The organism is Mycobacteroides abscessus ATCC 19977 (assembly GCF_000069185.1).
Classification (GTDB): domain Bacteria; phylum Actinomycetota; class Actinomycetes; order Mycobacteriales; family Mycobacteriaceae; genus Mycobacterium; species Mycobacterium abscessus.
Window position 1 is genome coordinate 3997346 of sequence record NC_010397.1, and the last position, 16304, is coordinate 4013649.

19 protein-coding genes are annotated in these 16304 nt (G+C 63.6%); 9 read left to right on the forward strand and 10 right to left on the reverse strand.

Annotated features, from left to right (window positions below; genetic code table 11):
• Both MAB_RS20025 and MAB_RS20030 read right to left on the reverse strand, forming a co-directional pair.
• The gene (locus MAB_RS20025) at window positions 1-1320 is read right to left on the reverse strand and encodes an inorganic phosphate transporter (protein WP_005098430.1); all 1320 of its coding nucleotides are present in this window, start codon (window positions 1318-1320) and stop codon (window positions 1-3) included.
• Window positions 1305-1520, reverse strand: a complete 216-nt coding sequence (locus MAB_RS20030; RefSeq protein WP_005094654.1) for a hypothetical protein — start codon at window positions 1518-1520, stop codon at window positions 1305-1307. The genes MAB_RS20025 and MAB_RS20030 overlap by 16 nt, the downstream gene beginning before the upstream one ends.
• A gap of 63 nt (window positions 1521-1583) precedes the next feature.
• Between MAB_RS20030 and MAB_RS20035 the strand changes: the two genes are divergently transcribed.
• Genes MAB_RS20035 through MAB_RS20045 form a run of 3 tightly spaced genes read left to right on the forward strand, consistent with a single transcriptional unit; the run spans window position 1584 to window position 3624 of the window.
• Window positions 1584-1925, forward strand: a complete 342-nt coding sequence (locus MAB_RS20035) for a DUF3349 domain-containing protein (protein WP_005094656.1) — start codon at window positions 1584-1586, stop codon at window positions 1923-1925.
• Complete coding sequence (gene menE, locus MAB_RS20040; RefSeq protein ID WP_005098433.1) at window positions 1922-3070, forward strand: o-succinylbenzoate--CoA ligase; 1149 nt, start codon at window positions 1922-1924, stop codon at window positions 3068-3070. Before MAB_RS20035 ends, menE begins: the two co-directional genes overlap by 4 nt.
• Before the next feature lie 35 nt (window positions 3071-3105).
• Complete coding sequence (locus MAB_RS20045) at window positions 3106-3624, forward strand: cupin domain-containing protein (protein ID WP_005094660.1); 519 nt, start codon at window positions 3106-3108, stop codon at window positions 3622-3624.
• On the opposite strand, the gene MAB_RS20050 is transcribed toward MAB_RS20045, so the two are convergent.
• On the reverse strand, window positions 3625-4083 hold the full coding sequence (locus MAB_RS20050) for an SRPBCC family protein (RefSeq protein WP_005080323.1): 459 nt from the start codon (window positions 4081-4083) through the stop codon (window positions 3625-3627).
• A 52-nt stretch (window positions 4084-4135) separates the two neighbouring features.
• Between MAB_RS20050 and MAB_RS20055 the strand changes: the two genes are divergently transcribed.
• Window positions 4136-4633 (forward strand): pyridoxamine 5'-phosphate oxidase family protein, encoded by a 498-nt coding sequence (locus MAB_RS20055; protein ID WP_005080322.1) that lies wholly within the window; start codon window positions 4136-4138, stop codon window positions 4631-4633.
• On the opposite strand, the gene MAB_RS20060 is transcribed toward MAB_RS20055, so the two are convergent.
• On the reverse strand, window positions 4630-5403 hold the full coding sequence (locus tag MAB_RS20060; protein ID WP_005080321.1) for an S-methyl-5'-thioadenosine phosphorylase: 774 nt from the start codon (window positions 5401-5403) through the stop codon (window positions 4630-4632). The two genes, MAB_RS20055 and MAB_RS20060, sit on opposite strands and share 4 nt — an antisense overlap.
• A gap of 320 nt (window positions 5404-5723) precedes the next feature.
• On the opposite strand from MAB_RS20060, the gene MAB_RS20065 reads away from it, so the two are divergent.
• On the forward strand, window positions 5724-6341 hold the full coding sequence (locus MAB_RS20065) for a superoxide dismutase (RefSeq protein WP_005094663.1): 618 nt from the start codon (window positions 5724-5726) through the stop codon (window positions 6339-6341).
• Window positions 6342-6381: 40 nt separating this feature from the next.
• Window positions 6382-7254, forward strand: a complete 873-nt coding sequence (locus MAB_RS20070; RefSeq protein ID WP_005094666.1) for a 1,4-dihydroxy-2-naphthoate polyprenyltransferase — start codon at window positions 6382-6384, stop codon at window positions 7252-7254.
• Here the strand turns inward: MAB_RS20070 and MAB_RS20075 are convergent.
• From MAB_RS20075 to MAB_RS20090, 4 genes are all read right to left on the reverse strand, one after another.
• Window positions 7251-7832, reverse strand: a complete 582-nt coding sequence (locus MAB_RS20075) for a Clp protease N-terminal domain-containing protein (RefSeq protein ID WP_005094669.1) — start codon at window positions 7830-7832, stop codon at window positions 7251-7253. The genes MAB_RS20070 and MAB_RS20075 overlap by 4 nt on opposite strands.
• 6 nt (window positions 7833-7838) lie before the next feature.
• The gene (locus tag MAB_RS20080; RefSeq protein WP_005061819.1) at window positions 7839-8060 is read right to left on the reverse strand and encodes a sigma-70 RNA polymerase sigma factor region 4 domain-containing protein; all 222 of its coding nucleotides are present in this window, start codon (window positions 8058-8060) and stop codon (window positions 7839-7841) included.
• A gap of 76 nt (window positions 8061-8136) precedes the next feature.
• Complete coding sequence (locus tag MAB_RS20085) at window positions 8137-9318, reverse strand: cytochrome P450 (protein ID WP_005112110.1); 1182 nt, start codon at window positions 9316-9318, stop codon at window positions 8137-8139.
• Between the two features lie 169 nt (window positions 9319-9487).
• Window positions 9488-9679 carry a hypothetical protein gene (locus MAB_RS20090; protein WP_005088954.1) on the reverse strand — a complete coding sequence of 64 codons (192 nt, stop codon included), beginning with the start codon at window positions 9677-9679 and terminating at the stop codon, window positions 9488-9490.
• A 55-nt stretch (window positions 9680-9734) separates the two neighbouring features.
• Here MAB_RS20090 and MAB_RS20095 point away from each other — a divergent pair, with 55 nt between their 5' ends.
• Window positions 9735-11069 (forward strand): cytochrome P450, encoded by a 1335-nt coding sequence (locus MAB_RS20095; protein ID WP_005080314.1) that lies wholly within the window; start codon window positions 9735-9737, stop codon window positions 11067-11069.
• On the opposite strand, the gene MAB_RS20100 is transcribed toward MAB_RS20095, so the two are convergent.
• A complete protein-coding gene (locus tag MAB_RS20100) occupies window positions 11053-11574 on the reverse strand; it encodes a nitroreductase/quinone reductase family protein (protein ID WP_012296709.1) in 522 nt (173 codons plus the stop codon). The genes MAB_RS20095 and MAB_RS20100 overlap by 17 nt on opposite strands.
• A 189-nt stretch (window positions 11575-11763) precedes the next feature.
• Between MAB_RS20100 and MAB_RS20105 the strand changes: the two genes are divergently transcribed.
• Complete coding sequence (locus tag MAB_RS20105; protein WP_005112112.1) at window positions 11764-13149, forward strand: wax ester/triacylglycerol synthase family O-acyltransferase; 1386 nt, start codon at window positions 11764-11766, stop codon at window positions 13147-13149.
• Window positions 13146-15311, forward strand: a complete 2166-nt coding sequence (locus MAB_RS20110; RefSeq protein ID WP_005112114.1) for an aminotransferase class III-fold pyridoxal phosphate-dependent enzyme — start codon at window positions 13146-13148, stop codon at window positions 15309-15311. The genes MAB_RS20105 and MAB_RS20110 overlap by 4 nt, the downstream gene beginning before the upstream one ends.
• Window positions 15312-15348: 37 nt before the next feature.
• On the opposite strand, the gene MAB_RS20115 is transcribed toward MAB_RS20110, so the two are convergent.
• Window positions 15349-16293: an SDR family NAD(P)-dependent oxidoreductase gene (locus tag MAB_RS20115; RefSeq protein ID WP_005088949.1), complete on the reverse strand. Its 945-nt coding sequence runs from the start codon at window positions 16291-16293 to the stop codon at window positions 15349-15351.
• Window positions 16294-16304: the final 11 nt, after the last annotated feature.

The following is a 16304-nucleotide window of genomic DNA, read 5'->3' on the forward strand; positions in this document are numbered from 1 at the left end:
CTAGACCGAAGCCGTGTCGTTGGCGGAGTCCTTCTTAGGAGCCTCCTTGTTCGCGGCCTCCTTGTTCGGGGCCTGCTTGTTTGGGGCCTCGACGGGGGCTTCGGCCCTCGACTCACGAACATCGGCGGGCACCACCGAGTTGGTGGAGTCGTCCCACTCGGCGTTGACATTGCTGGAATCGACCTTCTCCTGCTGCGCGCGCCACCACATGTAACCGGAGAGCACGACCAGCAGGGCGAAGATGATCAAGTCGCCGACCATCGGGGTGGTGAGGTTTCCGACCAGGTGCGACAGCCAGTAGGACAGCGCACCGACGATGCCCGCGGCCGGCAGAGTCACCAGCCAGGCCAGCACCATCCGGCCGGCGACGGCCCAGCGCACCTCGGCGCCCGGCTTGCCAACGCCGGTACCGAGGATCGAACCGGTCGCGACGTGAGTGGTGGACAGCGCCATTCCGGCGGCGCTCGAGCTCAAGATGATCGCGGCCGAGGACGCTTCGGCAGCCAACCCCTGCGGAGACTCAATCTCGACAAGGCCCTTACCCAGGGTGCGGATGACCCGCCATCCGCCGAGGTACGTACCCAGGCCGATGGCGAGCGCGCAGCTGGCGATGATCCAGAACGGCAGCCCGGTCTCCTTGACATTGCCGGTCAGGTGGCCGGTGGTGATGAGCGCAAGGGCGATGACACCCATGGTCTTCTGCGCGTCGTTGGTTCCGTGGGACAGCGCGACCAGGGACGCGGTCGCGATCTGACCCCAGCGGAAACCTTCCTCGCGACGCTTCTTCACGACGTTGCGAGTGATTCGGTAAACCAGCCAGGTGCCTGCGGCGGCGACCAGGCCCGCGATCAGCGGGGCGGCCACGGCCGGGATGATCACCTTCTGCAGGATGCCGTCCCACTTGACGCCCGAGGTTCCGATCGCGGCGAGCGCGGCACCGATCAGGCCGCCGAAAAGCGCGTGCGACGAGCTGGACGGGATGCCGAACAGCCAGGTCAGCAGGTTCCACAGGATGCCGCCGATGAGCCCCGCGAAGATGATAGTCAGACCCATGGACGGGGTGATGTTGGGCAGCAGATGGCCCGTCTTGCTGTCTTGCACCTTGATGACCGACGTGGTCACGGTGACGGCGACCTCGACCGAGAGGAAGGCGCCGACCAGGTTCAGAATGCCGGCCAGTAGGACTGCGGTCTTGGGCTTGAGGGCGCCCGTTGCGATGGACGTGGCCATGGCGTTACCGGTGTCATGGAAACCGTTGGTGAAGTCGAAGGCCAGTGCTGTTGCGATCAACAGCACCAGGATGATCATGGTTGCGTCCATGGCGCTAATTCTGGGGTAAAGGCCTTGACTTTGACCAGCTGATGACGGACGAAGTTTGGGCGCTGACCGGCCAGTTTGATATTTCCCGCAAGGAGTTCACATTCCGTTAACCTTTTGGGTGCGGACTGTTCGGACTGCTTGTGAGTTTCGGCACCCGATACCGCTAGGTTTTGGCTGGCGACAACGGGCAGCAACAGCACTACGATCGCTATTCAGTCGACAAGATCCAGGACGGCCGCCCGTCCCTACAGGAGTTAGAGGCCGTGAACGCATTTCTCAACAAGATCGTCACCTGGCTTCGGGCGGGGTACCCCGAGGGTGTCCCGCCGCCCGACTATGTCCCGCTGCTGGCACTGCTGGGCCGCCGCCTCTCGAATGACGAGGTCAAGACGGTGGCCCGGGAGCTCATGGCCCGCGGCGATTTCGACAACATCGATATCGGGGTCCTCATCACCCAGATCACCGATGAGCTGCCCACCGGCGAAGACATCGAGCGCATCCGCGAGCGGCTGGCGAAAAAGGGCTGGCCCCTTGATGATCCGCGCGAGCCCGCCGACCACGGCGAGGAGCCGGGTTCTGGTCAGGCCACCGATCACCCCGCGTGACGCGGCTACTACGCGCATTGCCCGTACCCAGCGGGCAAACGGTGCTCGGCCTGCTACCCCGCCTGGCTGAGCTGCTCGATGGCCGCGGCGACGCGGTCTTGCCGGTTCCTGCCGACGACGCCGATCACGCGCATTTCCTGGCCTCCGAGCTCTCCGCCGACGAACCCATCGCAGACGATGTCGCGGTGGTGATCTCGACCTCCGGCACTACCGGAAAACCCAAGGGCGCCATGCTCACCGGCCAGGCCCTGACCGCCAGCGGCACGGCCACAGCGACACGCCTGGGTGGTCCGGGCCAATGGCTGCTGGCGCTGCCGCCCCATCACATCGCCGGAATGCAGGTACTGCTGCGCAGCATCCAGGCCGGAAGCGACCCCGTGGTGCTCGATGTCTCGACCGGCTTCTCCGTGCCCGACTTTGTGCGAGCAGTCGCCGAGATGACCGGGAGCCGGCGATACATCTCCCTGGTGGCAACACAATTGGTAAAAGCTCTGGGCGATGCGGAGGCATCGGAAGCGCTGGCCTCGTTTGACGCCGTCCTCTTGGGCGGAGGACCGTTGCCCGCCACCGTCGCCATCAGGGCCGCGCAGGCCCGCGTGCCGGTGGTCCGCACCTACGGAATGAGCGAGACCTGCGGAGGGTGCGTTTACGACGGGGTTGCCCTCGACGGGGTCGAGGTGCGCATCGGCCCGGAGGGACGGATCAGCCTTGGCGGTGCCACCGTGGCCACCGGGTATCGAAACATACCCGAGCACAAGGCCTTCGCCGAACACGGCTGGTTCCACACTGACGATTTCGGTGAGCTCGATGAGGGCCGGCTGCGGGTGCTGGGACGCTTGGACGAGGCCATCAGCACCGGCGGGCTCACCGTGGTCCCGCAGGTGGTGGAGGCCGCACTCGGCGCCCATCCGCTGGTCGCCGACTGCGCCGTCTTCGGTGTACCCGATGACCGGCTCGGCCAACGTGTCGCCGCCGCAGTGGTGCCGTCGGCGGCGGGAGCCCCGACCCTGGAAGATTTACGGGAGCATGTCACCGCGGCGCTGGACGGCACGGCGGCACCGCGCGAGCTACACCTGCTTGACGAACTCCCCCGTCGCGGTATCGGGAAATTGGACCGCCGTGCACTTGTCAAACGCTTCTCTTGACCTCAAGCTCACTTGAGATCGTACGGTCAAACACCATGACACGCGAACAGTTTGCCCCGGGATCGGCACCCCTGGTCCGGGACAGGGACCGGGAGATCGTCAGCACCGCCACCGGAAACAGGACCGGGTTGGTGCTGGATTCCGATGCGACCGGCGGTGCGGTAAGCGTGCTCAGCGTCTACCTCCCGCAGGGCGCCAACGGGGCGGCGCCGCATTTACATACCCGCTCCACCGAGCTCTTCTACGTGGTGTCAGGGCGGCTGGAGATCCTGGCCGGAGACCGCATCGAGATCCTGGAGCAGGGCGACACCCTGCTGGTACCACGGCTGATGCCGCACGCGTTCGGTGCCACCGGCAATAGTGATGTGAACGTCCTCACGGTGCTCTCCCCCGGTGTGCAGCGCTTCGACTACTTCCGGCTATTGGACCGAATCGTGCACCAGCAGGCCGATATCAGCGAGCTACAGGCGGCCCAGGAGACCTATGACAACCACTTTGTCGAGAGCGCTGTGTGGGCACAGGGGCGGGGGCTCTCGGCGCTGGACGCCCGGTAGTCACGGCGCCTCGGCAACCGCCTTGATCCGATTCAGGGTCTCACGCATGCCGTTGCGGTTGGTGCGTCCGCGCGCCCAGCCGAGCAATGCCCAATAGATACGCAACGGCAATGTCGGTGCCAGCTCGAAGGATTCGGTGACGTCGGTGCCGTCGCCCGCCGGTTCGAAGCGGTAGCGCCAGGTGTTCACCGTCTTTCCGTTAGGCCACAGCACGGCGAAACCGAAGGAGCGACCGCGCTCACATTCGACGACTCGGCACACCGTCCAGTACACGGGGCCCTTCTGATTGCGCTTCACGTGACCACGAAAGCGCACTCCCACCGCCGGCTCGGTGGCGCCGTCGAGCCACTCGGCCTCGAAGGTCTCCGGGCTGAACTTGCCTGTGTTGGTGATATCGCTGACCAGCGCCCAGATCTTGTCGGCGGGAGCGGCGATATGCACGGTGACCGAATCACGCATGGCGTCACGGTACTCGCGATGAATCCCGGCGCCGGGCCGGGTCTACATCTGCATGACCCTCACCCCTCGTTGTGATCAGCGGTTCAGCGAACCGGGCGCCTGCGCCCCGGCGTGGAGCGACGTCTCGGCGCTCTTGGCCGCCGCCGAGCTGTACTGGATCACCACCGTCCGGCCCGATGGCAGCCCGCACGTGACTCCGCTCGTGGGAACATGGCATGACGAATCATTCGTGTTCTGCACCGGACCCGCCGAGCAGAAGGCCCTCAATCTGGAATCGAACCGCGCCGTCGCGATCACCACCGGCGTCAATACCTGGAACGACGGGCACGATGTCGTCGTCGAGGGGACCGCGGAGCGCATTGTCGACGCCACCGCACTGCAACTCCTCGCGCGTTCCTACGTCGAAAAGTACGGCGAAGAATGGACATTCACACCGAGTGCGGGCGGATTCGGGGAAGGCGACCAATTCGCGGTGGTGTACCGGGTGGTGCCGTCGAAGGTTCTCTCCTTCACCAAGCGCCCGCACGCTCAGACGAGCTACGTCCGCTAGGGCAGTTCGATGGGGAGTGTGACGCCGTCGTGTGCGCGGCAGTGCCCACAGGTATCGACAGATTCGGTGGCGGTGACCGCCGATCGCACCAATTCCTTGAATCCGCCGATGTTGCGCTCGAATTCGGCGAACACATCCACCGCCCGCACCCCCTGGCCATGCTCAACGCCGGCATCCAGATCTGTCACCAATGCGATTGCCGCATAGCAGATTTCGAGCTCGCGTGCCAGCACCGCCTCGGGATATCCGGTCATGTTGACCAGGGTGAAACCCTGCGACGCATACCAACGGCTTTCGGCGCGGGTCGAGAATCGCGGACCCTGTACCACCACCATGGTGCCGCCGTCAATGGTGCCGGGCTGTAGGGACACCGCGCGCAGGCCTGGGCAGTACGGATCGGCGAATTCCACATGGATGCCGGCGCTGTCGAAATAGGTCTGCGCACGCCCACTGGTGCGGTCCACCAGCTGGTCGGGTACCACGATGGCACCCGGCCCCAGGTCGGCGGTCAGGCTGCCCACCGCGCAGGGCGCGAAGACCCGGCGCACACCCACGGCCCGCAGCGCCCACATGTTGGCGCGGTAGGGCACGGTGTGCGGCGAGAATTCGTGACGGCTGCCATGGCGTGGTAAAAAGGCGACCTCCCGCCCGCCCACCAGCCCGATCGTGATCGGCGCGCTGGGCTCACCGTACGGTGTCGCCGGCGTGACGGTCCGCACCGGTTTGTCGAAGAACGAATAGAAACCGCTTCCACCTATCACCGCGAGCATGCCGCTATTGTCGTTTATCGCCTGAGCCCCAAGCCATGTGGGGTATGCACACAAAGCCGACATTCATTAGTCGCTCAAGCAACCGGGATAGTTCCCGGCAATTGCCCGCCACAATGCGAGATGCCCCGCTTTCGACAAATTTACTCCACACGCCTTGACGAATCGTTTACCACGATTACCGTGGAGGCGTGAATTCGATTGAGCATCAACTAGATCGAAGACAATTCTTGATTACGGCCGCCGCATCGGCGGGCGCCCTGGCGCTCGCGTCGTGCACCAATCAGACCCACGAACAAACCCCTCCCACCAAGGAGACCGGCGTGTATCACTTGCCGAATCTCGACTGGGATTATTCGGCTCTTGAGCCCCATATCTCTGGCGAGATCAATCAACTGCACCACGACAAACACCATGCCGCTTACGTCAAGGGCGCGAACGACGCCCTAGAACAGCTCGCTCAGGCACGCGAGAAGGGCGACAATGCGGCCATTGTGCAGCTGGAGAAAAATCTCGCCTTCAACCTTGGCGGACATGCGAATCACTCCATCTGGTGGAAGAACTTGTCCCCCCACGGCGGCGACAAGCCCGAAGGCGAACTCGGCGGCGCCATCGACGAACAATTCGGGGGGTTCGACAAATTCCGCGACCAGTTCTCGGCGGCCGCGAACGGCGTCCAGGGTTCGGGCTGGGCCTGGCTGGGATACGACACCCTCGGAAAGAAGCTACTCACCTTCCAGATGTACGACCAGCAATCCAACGTGCCATTCGGAACGATTCCGCTCCTGGGCCTCGATGTTTTCGAGCACGCCTACTACCTGCAGTACAAAAACGTCAAGGCCGACTACATCAAGGCGTTCTGGAATGTGGTGAACTGGCCCGATGTCCAGGCACGGTTTGCCGCGGCGGTATCCAAGACACCGGGTCTGATCTTCCCCTAGCGTCCGGTACAGCCGGATCGCGCCATGGCAGGATTCCCGCATGGCCAGCATCGCGCAGTGGATCGAAGGCTCCCGTCCCCGCACCTGGCCGAATGCGGTGGCGCCCGTCATCGCGGGTACCGGCGCCGCGGCGGCGGCGGGCTCGGCCGTCTGGTGGAAAGCCCTGCTTGCGCTGGCGGTGTCGGTGTGCATGATCATCGGCGTCAACTTCGCGAACGACTACTCGGACGGCATCCGCGGTACCGACGATGACAGAGTGGGGCCGCTGCGGCTGGTGGGCTCCCGGCTGGCATCGCCGGCGTCCGTCAAGGCAGTCGCCTTCGCGTTCTTGGCGCTGGGCGCGGCGGCGGGATTGGCGCTGGCCATCACCACCGCCTGGTGGCTGGTGGCGGTAGGGGCGGTGTGCGTAGCCGGGGCCTGGTTCTACACCGGCGGATCGAAGCCCTACGGATACAGCGGCTTTGGCGAGATCGCTGTTTTCGTGTTCTTCGGCCTGGTGGCTGTGCTGGGTACCGAGTACGCGCAGACCTCGACAGTCAGTCCCGTCGGCGTCGTGTTGGCGGTGGCGATCGGCAGCTTCTCCAGCGCGGTGCTCGTCGCCAACAATCTGCGCGATATCCCCACCGATCGCGAGTCGGGCAAGATCACTCTGGCCGTCCGGTTGGGCGACGCGCGCACCCGAGTGCTGTTTCCTGCCCTGCTCGCCGTTCCGGTCCTGGCCAGCATCGGCCTCGGTGTCGCACACCCGTGGCGCCTCCTGGGGCTCGTGATGTTGCCGCTGATCGCCAAGGCCGCCCGTCCGGTGGTGACGCGAGCATCAGGGCCGGCGCTGATCCCGACATTGCGCGACACCGGACTGGCCATGCTGGGCTGGGCAATCCTCACCGCCGCGGCCCTTGCCTGGTTGAGCTAGGCGGCTTGATCGAGGAGACCGACCACTGCCTGGCGCAGTTCGTCGGCGGATACCCGCTCGGTGATGACGGCCAAGGCGACCGGGTCGCCGCCGCGCAGGATGCCCAGCACCATGTGCTCGCATCCGATCCAATTGTCTTTGTGGGCGATGGCCTCCCGCAGAGCCAGCTCCAGGCACTTTTTGGCCGACGAATTGAACGGGATCATCCCAAACGGGCGCCAGCCACGCACGCGCGCCTTGCGGCGCCCCGACTTTTCGAAGGCCTTATCGAAGGCCTGCGGACCGAAGACTTTCGAAACACTCTCGCGCACCTGAGATAGATCGATACCGATCGCCCTGAGCGCCTCGGCATCCTCATCATCCATCGGTGGTTGTTCGGATCCGGCACGCAGCCGATCGCGCACCCCGTCTGCGGTCAGGCCATAACCGCCCATCAGCTCCGACAGCGGCGCGCCCGCGCTGTCGAGCACACCGACCAGGACGTGCTCTGCTCCGATACGGGTGTCGTCCATTTCGCGGGCTTCTTCCTGCGAGAGCATGACCGCCACCTTGGCCGATTTCTGGAACTTTTCAAACATGGCTGCTCACTTCCTCGCCCGGTTGTATTTCTGATGCACTGCCTGACGGCTCACTTCGAGCGCCTCGGCGATCGCCTGCCAGCTCCAGCCCTGATTGCGCGCATTGGTCACGTGGATCGCTTCCAGCCGTTCACATAGCCGGCGCAAGGCTTGCACCGCCCGCAGCCCTACCGCCGGATCAGTACTGCTGACGGCATCGTCAAGATGGGCCGACGAAAGGTCGCTCATATTGTCAACATAGGTTGACGGCGGATGCGTGTCAAGAGAAGTTGACAGAACACGATCTAGGGAACCCGCGAAAGGGTTACCAACCGACCGGAACCTCCCGCAGGCCGCCGGTGAGCAGATCGCCCCGCATCGTCAGTTCCGAGATATCCCTACGCAGATGCAGCCCGGGCAAGCGTTCGACGAGCTGGCCCAGGACTTCGGTGAGCTGCATACGGGCAAGCGGCGCACCGACGCAATAGCGCGAACCGTAACCAAATATCACATGCGCCAAATGCTTTCGCGCTACATCTAGCTGGTCGGGGCAGCCGAAGACCGCGGGATCATGGTTGGCAGCTCCGACGTCGAGTAGCAGCAGCTCTCCCGCGGCGATATGGACGCCGTCGATCTCCAAGTCCTCGCGCGCATAACGGGGAATCTCTCCGCCACCCGTACGCGAGGCCCGTAGCGTCTCCTCGACCGCGTTCGGCACCAAATCCGGTTGCGACACAAGCAGCGCCCATTGCTCGGGGTTGGCCAGCAGCAGCAAGGTGGCCAGACCGAGCTGGACCACGGTGGTCTCATGGCCGCCGAGCAGCAACGCCATGGACTGGGAGGCGATTTCGTGGTCGGCTACCCCGTCTATCGTGCACAGGCGAGAGATGACATCGTCACCCGGCTGCTGGCGCTTGCGCCCGACCAGCTGCATTCCGTAGACGAAGAGCTGGCCCATGCCCCACTCCGAGCGACTTCGGTCACGCGTATTGGAGGCGGCCACAGTCCATTCACGAAACTCATCCCGGTCCGCATACGGCACGCCGAGCAACTCGCACAGCACCATCATCGGCAGCGGCACCGCGACAGCGGTGTAGAAGTCGGCAGGCGAACCCCGATCGATCATCGCGGTGATCAGTTCGTCGGCAAGCTCATGCACACGCCCCGCAAGCGTCCGCATCTGCTTAGGCGTGAAGTGAGGTTGCATCAGCCGGCGCCCACGTGCGTGGTCCTCGCGTTCTGTCTCGTAACTGCCGATCGGGCCACCAAAGAACGCCGAATCACCCGATCGGGCGGCGGTGTCCGGCTCCGGATGCGATCGGCCCACGCGCTCGTCATCGAACAACTGGCGAACCGTTGCATAGCCGGTGATCAGCCAAGCGGGATCGCCGACCGCGGTAGTGACTCGATGCACGGTCCCGGCGCGCTGCAGTTCACGTTGCTGGGCGGCAGGCACAAACAGACCCTCGCGCGGAAAAGGCAACTGAGGTGGTTGCACAGCATTCACAGGTCCCCCCAAGGGCGAAAAATAGAACCTCTAGTCAATATCTCAGCCGAGACCTAGGCAGCATAAGACGTCGCATAGCACCGCGGCAGCCAATCGGCGAAAACATCGGAACCTACCGGTTAATCTTACGAAAACTATTCAATACCAAACTATTTCGCCAACCTATCGGTCACACGTCGATGCCGCCACCCAGGCCCTTTTCATCTACCGCTCCACCGGTGCACGTAAAGCTGACGCACAAGTCAACGAATGTCGAGACAAGAACTAGGACACGTTCTAGTGTGGGCTCGTTGACCGGGTAGCGGGCATCCAACCGATCAACCCGGCCGGAAACCATGGGGGTGGAAATGGCACGAATCACAAGCGTTCCCTGCGACGGAGAGACGACGACGTACGTCAGTCCGCCAAAACTTCGCGTGGCACGCGCGCTGGCCAGACTTCCGCGGCTCGGCGACACGGTGGGACTGATGCTGGACCCCACGTTCTATCTTTTCGAGAAGTACCTCCGACACGGCCCCGTGTTCACCGTCAAGATGCCCTACCAGACATACACCGTGCTGGCCGGCTCCGAGGCCGCGACGTTCATGAGCAGCAAAGACGGTCGCGAATGCCTCACGGTGGGTAGCTCGTGGCGATTCGTCGAGGAACAATTCGGTGGCAAGGACTCGCTGGTCGCCGTTGACGGTCCGCAGCACAAGCAATGGCGCACCCTCTTGCAACGCGGCTATTCGCGTGAGGCGATCGCCGACCGGTACTCCGAAGCCATCGATGTCATTGACGACGCCGTCGACAAGCACTGGCGGCCGGGAGAATCGGTGCCGGTCCTCCCGGCGATGCAGAAGTTGTCGATCGCCCAGGTGGGCACCTTCCTCGGCGGCGTCCGGCCGACCGACGACGATATCGAAGATATCGCACTGGTTACTCGCGAGATTCTGAAGATTGCTCCGGTACAACATATTCCGAAATTCATGCTGCAGCTTCCCCGATATGTCAACGCGCGCTCACGGGTGGCACGGGTGGCGCAGAACGCTCTCGCGCTCGCGGGACACTCGAGCGCGAGTGGTCGCCGCGGGCAATCCACGCTGCTGGAGGACATCCTCGAATCCTGCCGCGACGACCCCAATGCGGCCAACCAGCGCAATATGCTGTTCCACTCGGTGCTGCCCTATTTCGCGGGAGTGGAAACCACCTCCGCGACTGCGACATACGCGCTGTACCTCATCTTGAGACACCCAGATGTGTTGTGCCGGATACAGGACGAGGTCGCCGTCATGTTCGAACGGGGCGGTATCACCCACGACAGCCTGTTCCATTCCACTCCCGTACTGCACGGCGCGATCATGGAAGCAATGCGCCTTCGGCCTATCGCATCATTCATCATTCGTGTTGCGGCAAAAGATTTCGAGTTCCATGGTCATCAGATCCGCAGCGGCGAAGGCGTATTCATCGGCACCACCGTCCCGCACTTTCTCAGCGAGTTCTACGAAAATCCCATGAAGTTCGACGTCGACCGGTATGGGGACTCGGCAGGACCCAACCGAACCCCGGGCGCGTACTCCCCCTTCGGCCGCGGACCACACATGTGCGTGGGGAAGGGACTGGCCGAGTCACTGATGCAACTCATGCTCGCTCGCATCATCCATCGCCGGACGTTGGAGCTCAGTTCCCGCTCCTACCGCCTGTCCAATCGAGTGTCATCAAGCTCTCCATCCCCGAAATTCGCCGTACGCGTGGTTAGTTCGCGCCGGTGATGGATTCATCCAACCGGAAAACCCGTGGCTGCCGGTTTGCTTTGCGCTCACAGTTGGCTTGGTACGGGGCCTCCTGCAGGATTCTCGCCCAAACCCTGTCGCGATCTTCTCCCAGCATGAGGATTGCCGTACGCGAACTCTCGCGGCCACCGATGTTCACCCGGCATTGCGGCCGCTTCATCAACCATGAAGACCACAGCGGATGGTTCGGACGCGACCAATTGGTGCCCACAATGTATAGGTCGCCGTCAATTGCCAAGTACTGCAACGGCACAACCACGCCCTCGCCACGCGCATTGGTGACAAGGAGTGTCAATGACGGAATCCGAGAGACGGCCGTGATGGTCCACCGACCGCCGCCGATCCGGTACAGCAGGCGATCGGCCACGACGGACGACCTCCGAATAGGTGCGGCCAGATCGTGGTGCCCCACAGCCAGCACGGCGCGCCGGATCACTCCGACGAGCCCCCCTCGCTCCTGCGACGTATCAGCTGATGAATTCATGTTGCCCTCCCGAATCCAGACCCCCGAACATTGCCACGACGATAGCGCCCAACGGGTGACACGCCATACGAATCGTCAGCATTCCGTCGCGAGCCGTTACGTGGCCCAGATGTGAAATCCACGACCAAAAATGCCGGGCCCCTTGTGGTCACGGCGAATTTCTCCGACTACCGATAGAAGGAACTGAGCATGGAACAGCTGACTGGGTATGACGCGAGCTTCCTCTACCTGGAAACACCTACGCACTATCACCAGGGCTACGGTGTCGTCATTCTCGACACATCCACGATGCCCGGCGGATACAGCTTCCCCATCGTCCGCGAGTGGCTGGCGTCCCGAGTCGCCCAGATCCCCACCTACACCGAGAAGGCCTACGACCCCTGGTACAACCTGGGGCACCCGTTCTGGGTGGCCGACACCTCGTTCGACCTGGATCGCCACGTGCAGCGAGTTGTCATCCCTGCGCCCGGAACCGAGACGGAGCTGGCCCAGGCATGCTCCGAGATCGCGTCGTTGCCGCTGGACCAGCGCTACCCGCTGTGGGGAATCTGGGTGCTGGAAGGGCTTTCCGACGGAAACGTGGCGATATTCATCAAACGCCACAACGCGAGTCTCGATGGAGTGCGCGGTAATTCGCAGCTGGGCCAGTTATGCGGTAACGCGGCCACCGAATTGGCGGTTGTCCGCGATGCCGGTCCCGTCGAGCCGTTGGCGTTGGCCCTGGGCGGCGTGCGGACGCTTTCCGCCAAGCCGGTCAAGATGGCCAGGATGCTGGCCGAAAACATCCGTGCACGCCGCCGCGGTGTCGTCCCGGCGCTACCGCCGGGCGTACCCGAACCAATGTCCGCCCCGAGGACATCCTTCAACACCACGTTGACGGCCAACCGCAATCTGGCGTGGGCGAGTCTGCCCATTGCCGATGTGCTGCAGGTGAAACAGCGCCTCGGCGTCAAGCTCAACGATGTGATGTTGGCGCTCACTGCGACCGTGATACGCCGGTACCTCATCGAACGCGGTGAACTACCGGACCAACCGCTGCGAGCGTTCGTTCCCGTCTCGGTGCACGACAAGCCCGGTCAACACGGCCGCAACCGCACGACGGGCCTGCTGACCAGCCTGCAGACCCTCACCGACGATCCACTGCGGCGGGCACGTGAGATCGCATCCATCACCAATGCCGCCAAGGTCCATGCCGAAGCATTGGGCCCTGGACGGATCCACGACTGGTTCGACTTCAGCGCCCGGTACTGGGGTGTGTTGTTCCGGGTGTACTCACGTCTACGCATGGCCGACCGGCACAAGGTCATGCAAAATCTGGTGCTTTCTAATATCGGCGGGCGGCACCAGGATCTGTATTTCGCCGGCGCACGGATCAGCCGCTTCTATCCCTTCGGCGCACCATTCGACGGCGGCGCGCTGTTCGTCACGGTGGCTTCGCACGACGATCGGCTCAACGTGGGCCTGATCGCGTGCCCCGAGATCATCCCGTCACTCGCCGACCTGGCCGCCGACTACCAACAAGCACTGTCCGAACTCGCCGCCGCCTTGGATACCGCCGAGGCGGTGGCCGAATGACCGCCCACGTAGGGCCGAGCGGTGACCTGGACTCACGTCGGTACCGCGCCGCCACCCGCGACACCATCGATACACTGATCGACCTCAACACCTCCAAGCGCCCGAATATTCTTGTTGCGGGACTGGCCATCACGGCCGAAAGTGCGCAGACGGGCTACCTGATCAGTGATGTGCTGCCCGCTGACGCCGGGTACGTAACCTACTACGCCAATTCGTTGGAGGAGGCGCTGTCGGGAGCCATCCGCCTGGTCCGCCACACCAGCAAGGTCGAGGCCGGGTATGACCCCGAAAGCTGGATCCTGGTGGTGGACCGGGACGAACGGTTGCGGCGGTATTTCGACCCGCTGTCGGAGGGTGAGCACGGAGCGCTGACGCAACACGTTACCTTCGCAGTGTCCGCGGCAGAAGCGCTCACGATGCTGCCGACCCGGGCATGGTCCGGCCTGGTGATCCTTGATCCTGGCGAAGACTCCACAGAAGTGTTATCGGCTGCCCAGCGGCACAACATACTTCGTGTCATCGCAGAGAGCCGCGCGTTCGGGGCGATCGACGCCGGACGCCGGCTGCCGGCCGGTGACATTTTTGTCTTCGGCGAGAACCTCACCGACTTCCAGGTGCCGTTCGGATCCTATTCGATATCGCAGCAGGCCTACCGGGTATGGAACAACCCATTGGATGCCATGGCCCAGACCTCGACATTCGCGGCCAACGCGACCGCTCTGACGCTGGTGACCGAAAACCTGCGCCGGCACGGTCACATCAGTCGGTCCCAAGAGGAGACGCTAGCGAACATTCACGCCGACCGCCGCGTCCGCAACAACTACTTCCGTCGCTTCTGCAACCCGTCCGCGGCCGACTTGATGGAGGCTTTTGGGCTCGACTTCGATTTGTCCGGAGCCGATGGCGGTCAGATTCTGCTGCGGGACGGCACGACGCTGCTCGATTGTGCGCTCGGCAACGGGGCCAGCCTGCGCGGACACAATTCACCCGACATGGCAAGGGAATTGGCTGAACATGACCCTCAGATCGACTACACCGGCCGACTCTCACAGTTGTTGAGGACGCTCAGTGGTTTCGATGAGATGTTCCCCGCGGTCAGCGGGGCGACGAGCGTCGAGAACGCGCTGGGCCTGGCCCGGCTGGCGCGCCCCAACAAGCCCCGCATCGTGACATTCCGGGGCAATTTCTCAGGAAAGACCATCGCTACCCTCAACGTCAGTCGCTACGGCCCACAACGCTCGGCCAGTATCGAGGGCGCGTTCCGGCCGTACTATCCGGACGTCGTGTTCATCGATCCGTTCCGTGCGGACGCCGCCGAGAAACTCACCGCCGCACTGGATCACCCGGATGTGGGCCTGGTGTGGTGCGAACTCATTCAGGGCATGTCGTGTGTCGCGATACCAGCCGAATTGCTACAGATCGTGGCCAGCGCCAAACAACGCGGCGGTTTCCTCATCGGGGTGGACGAAGTGCTGACCGGTGTATGGCGCAGTGCCGAGACGTTCTTACTCCAGCAGACCTGGATGCCGGACATCGTGGACATCGTCACTATCGCCAAACCCTTGTCGGACATGATGTTTCCGATGGCTGCGGCGCTGACGACAGCCGACGTGGCGGAAGCAGCACGCAGTACCAACCCCCAGGCTTTCAGCGATCTGCAGAATCGTTACCGCAACAATCTCGGTGCACACATCGCCTGGCATGCCCTCAGTACCGTCAACACACCGGAATCGCATGCCAGGCGCATTGCCGAGCGGGCCGTGCTCGCCGAAGGCCTTCGCCGGCTTACCACCAACTCACCGCTGTACCAGTCGGTGGAGGGCTACGGGGCCCACCTGCGGCTGGTCACGCATTCGCGGTACTTCCCCTTCCAGGAGAACACCCTGATGGGGGAATTGTTGGGTCAGGCGATGGAGGACTTGATTCTTCGGCGCTGCCACGTGGTACTGGGTCGAGGCCGGTTCTTTCCCCCGTTGTTCCCGCCGGAGGGGATGATGGCCGAGGCCGTCGCCCGCCTGGAAAAAGGATTCGAAGGCGTCACACCTGCCACGGTGTATGCCACGTTGGTGCGATGCGTTGGGGGGCTGGCCGCATTCATGTTGGGAAGACAGCTGAAGCGGCTCGTTCCTCAATCGATCCTGCTGCGGCGCAATGGGAAATAGGGCGATGGCACGACGACGACCAGCGCTCATTGAACCGTCAGCCAGATTGTCGTGGACTGCCCAGGAACCACCACGTGGCCGTGACATCCGCGGTGATACCCGCGATGTCGTTGGCCTCGGAGAACAGCAGGCCCGCAGCCTCCGGCGGGCACGCCGCACTCGGCCACGGCTGATAGCGATCCACCTTGGCGTACGACAGCACCGGCGGATCCTCCCGAGTGAGGTAGGCGCACAGCCACCGCGCCGATCGCTCCGGGGTGCTGAAACCCTTGGCCCCAACGAATTTGGTGAGAACCCTCCGGAAAAGCCAGCGAGAGACCGCGTTCATGTTCCTGGTGATGCCCGTCGCCGGCATGATCCCGGGGTCGTAGGCCAGCACCGCGGAGTGTTCGGGGAAGCGCTCGGCGTAGGCCTGCCCGAGGTACACCATGCCGCGCTTACTGGTGACATAAGCCTGCGGGCCACTCAGGGTGCCGGGCGTGCACGCGTCGGCCAGGGCCAAGGCCGCGGGTTCGGGGAGTCCCGTCCACCAACGCTTCCGGTCATGCGCACCCGAACCGACAAGCACCGTGCGGGCGCCGGGACTCATATACGGCGACATCAGCGCCAAGAGCAGATGCGGTCCTACGAGATTGGTGATCATCGTGGCATCCAAGCCCTCCGCCGTGCTGCCGGCGAGATGTCCGGGATGAACCGCCGCATTCAGGACCACCGCCCCGACCGGTGCGAGATCTCCCACACGCACCGCCCGGGCGATCTCTGCGGCTGCCCCGCGAATACTCGCCAGAGCGGAGAGATCACACACGACGTAATGCGCTGCGTGTGCACCCAGCCAAGAGATCAGCTCGTCCCGACGTTCTTCGTTACGGCACAGCAGTATCAATCGATAAGCATCGGATTCGGCGAGGAGGCGGGCCAGTGCTAGCCCCAACCCCGACGTGGCACCCGTCAGGACGAGTGAACGACTGCTGGTTCCACCCATGCATCAGGAAT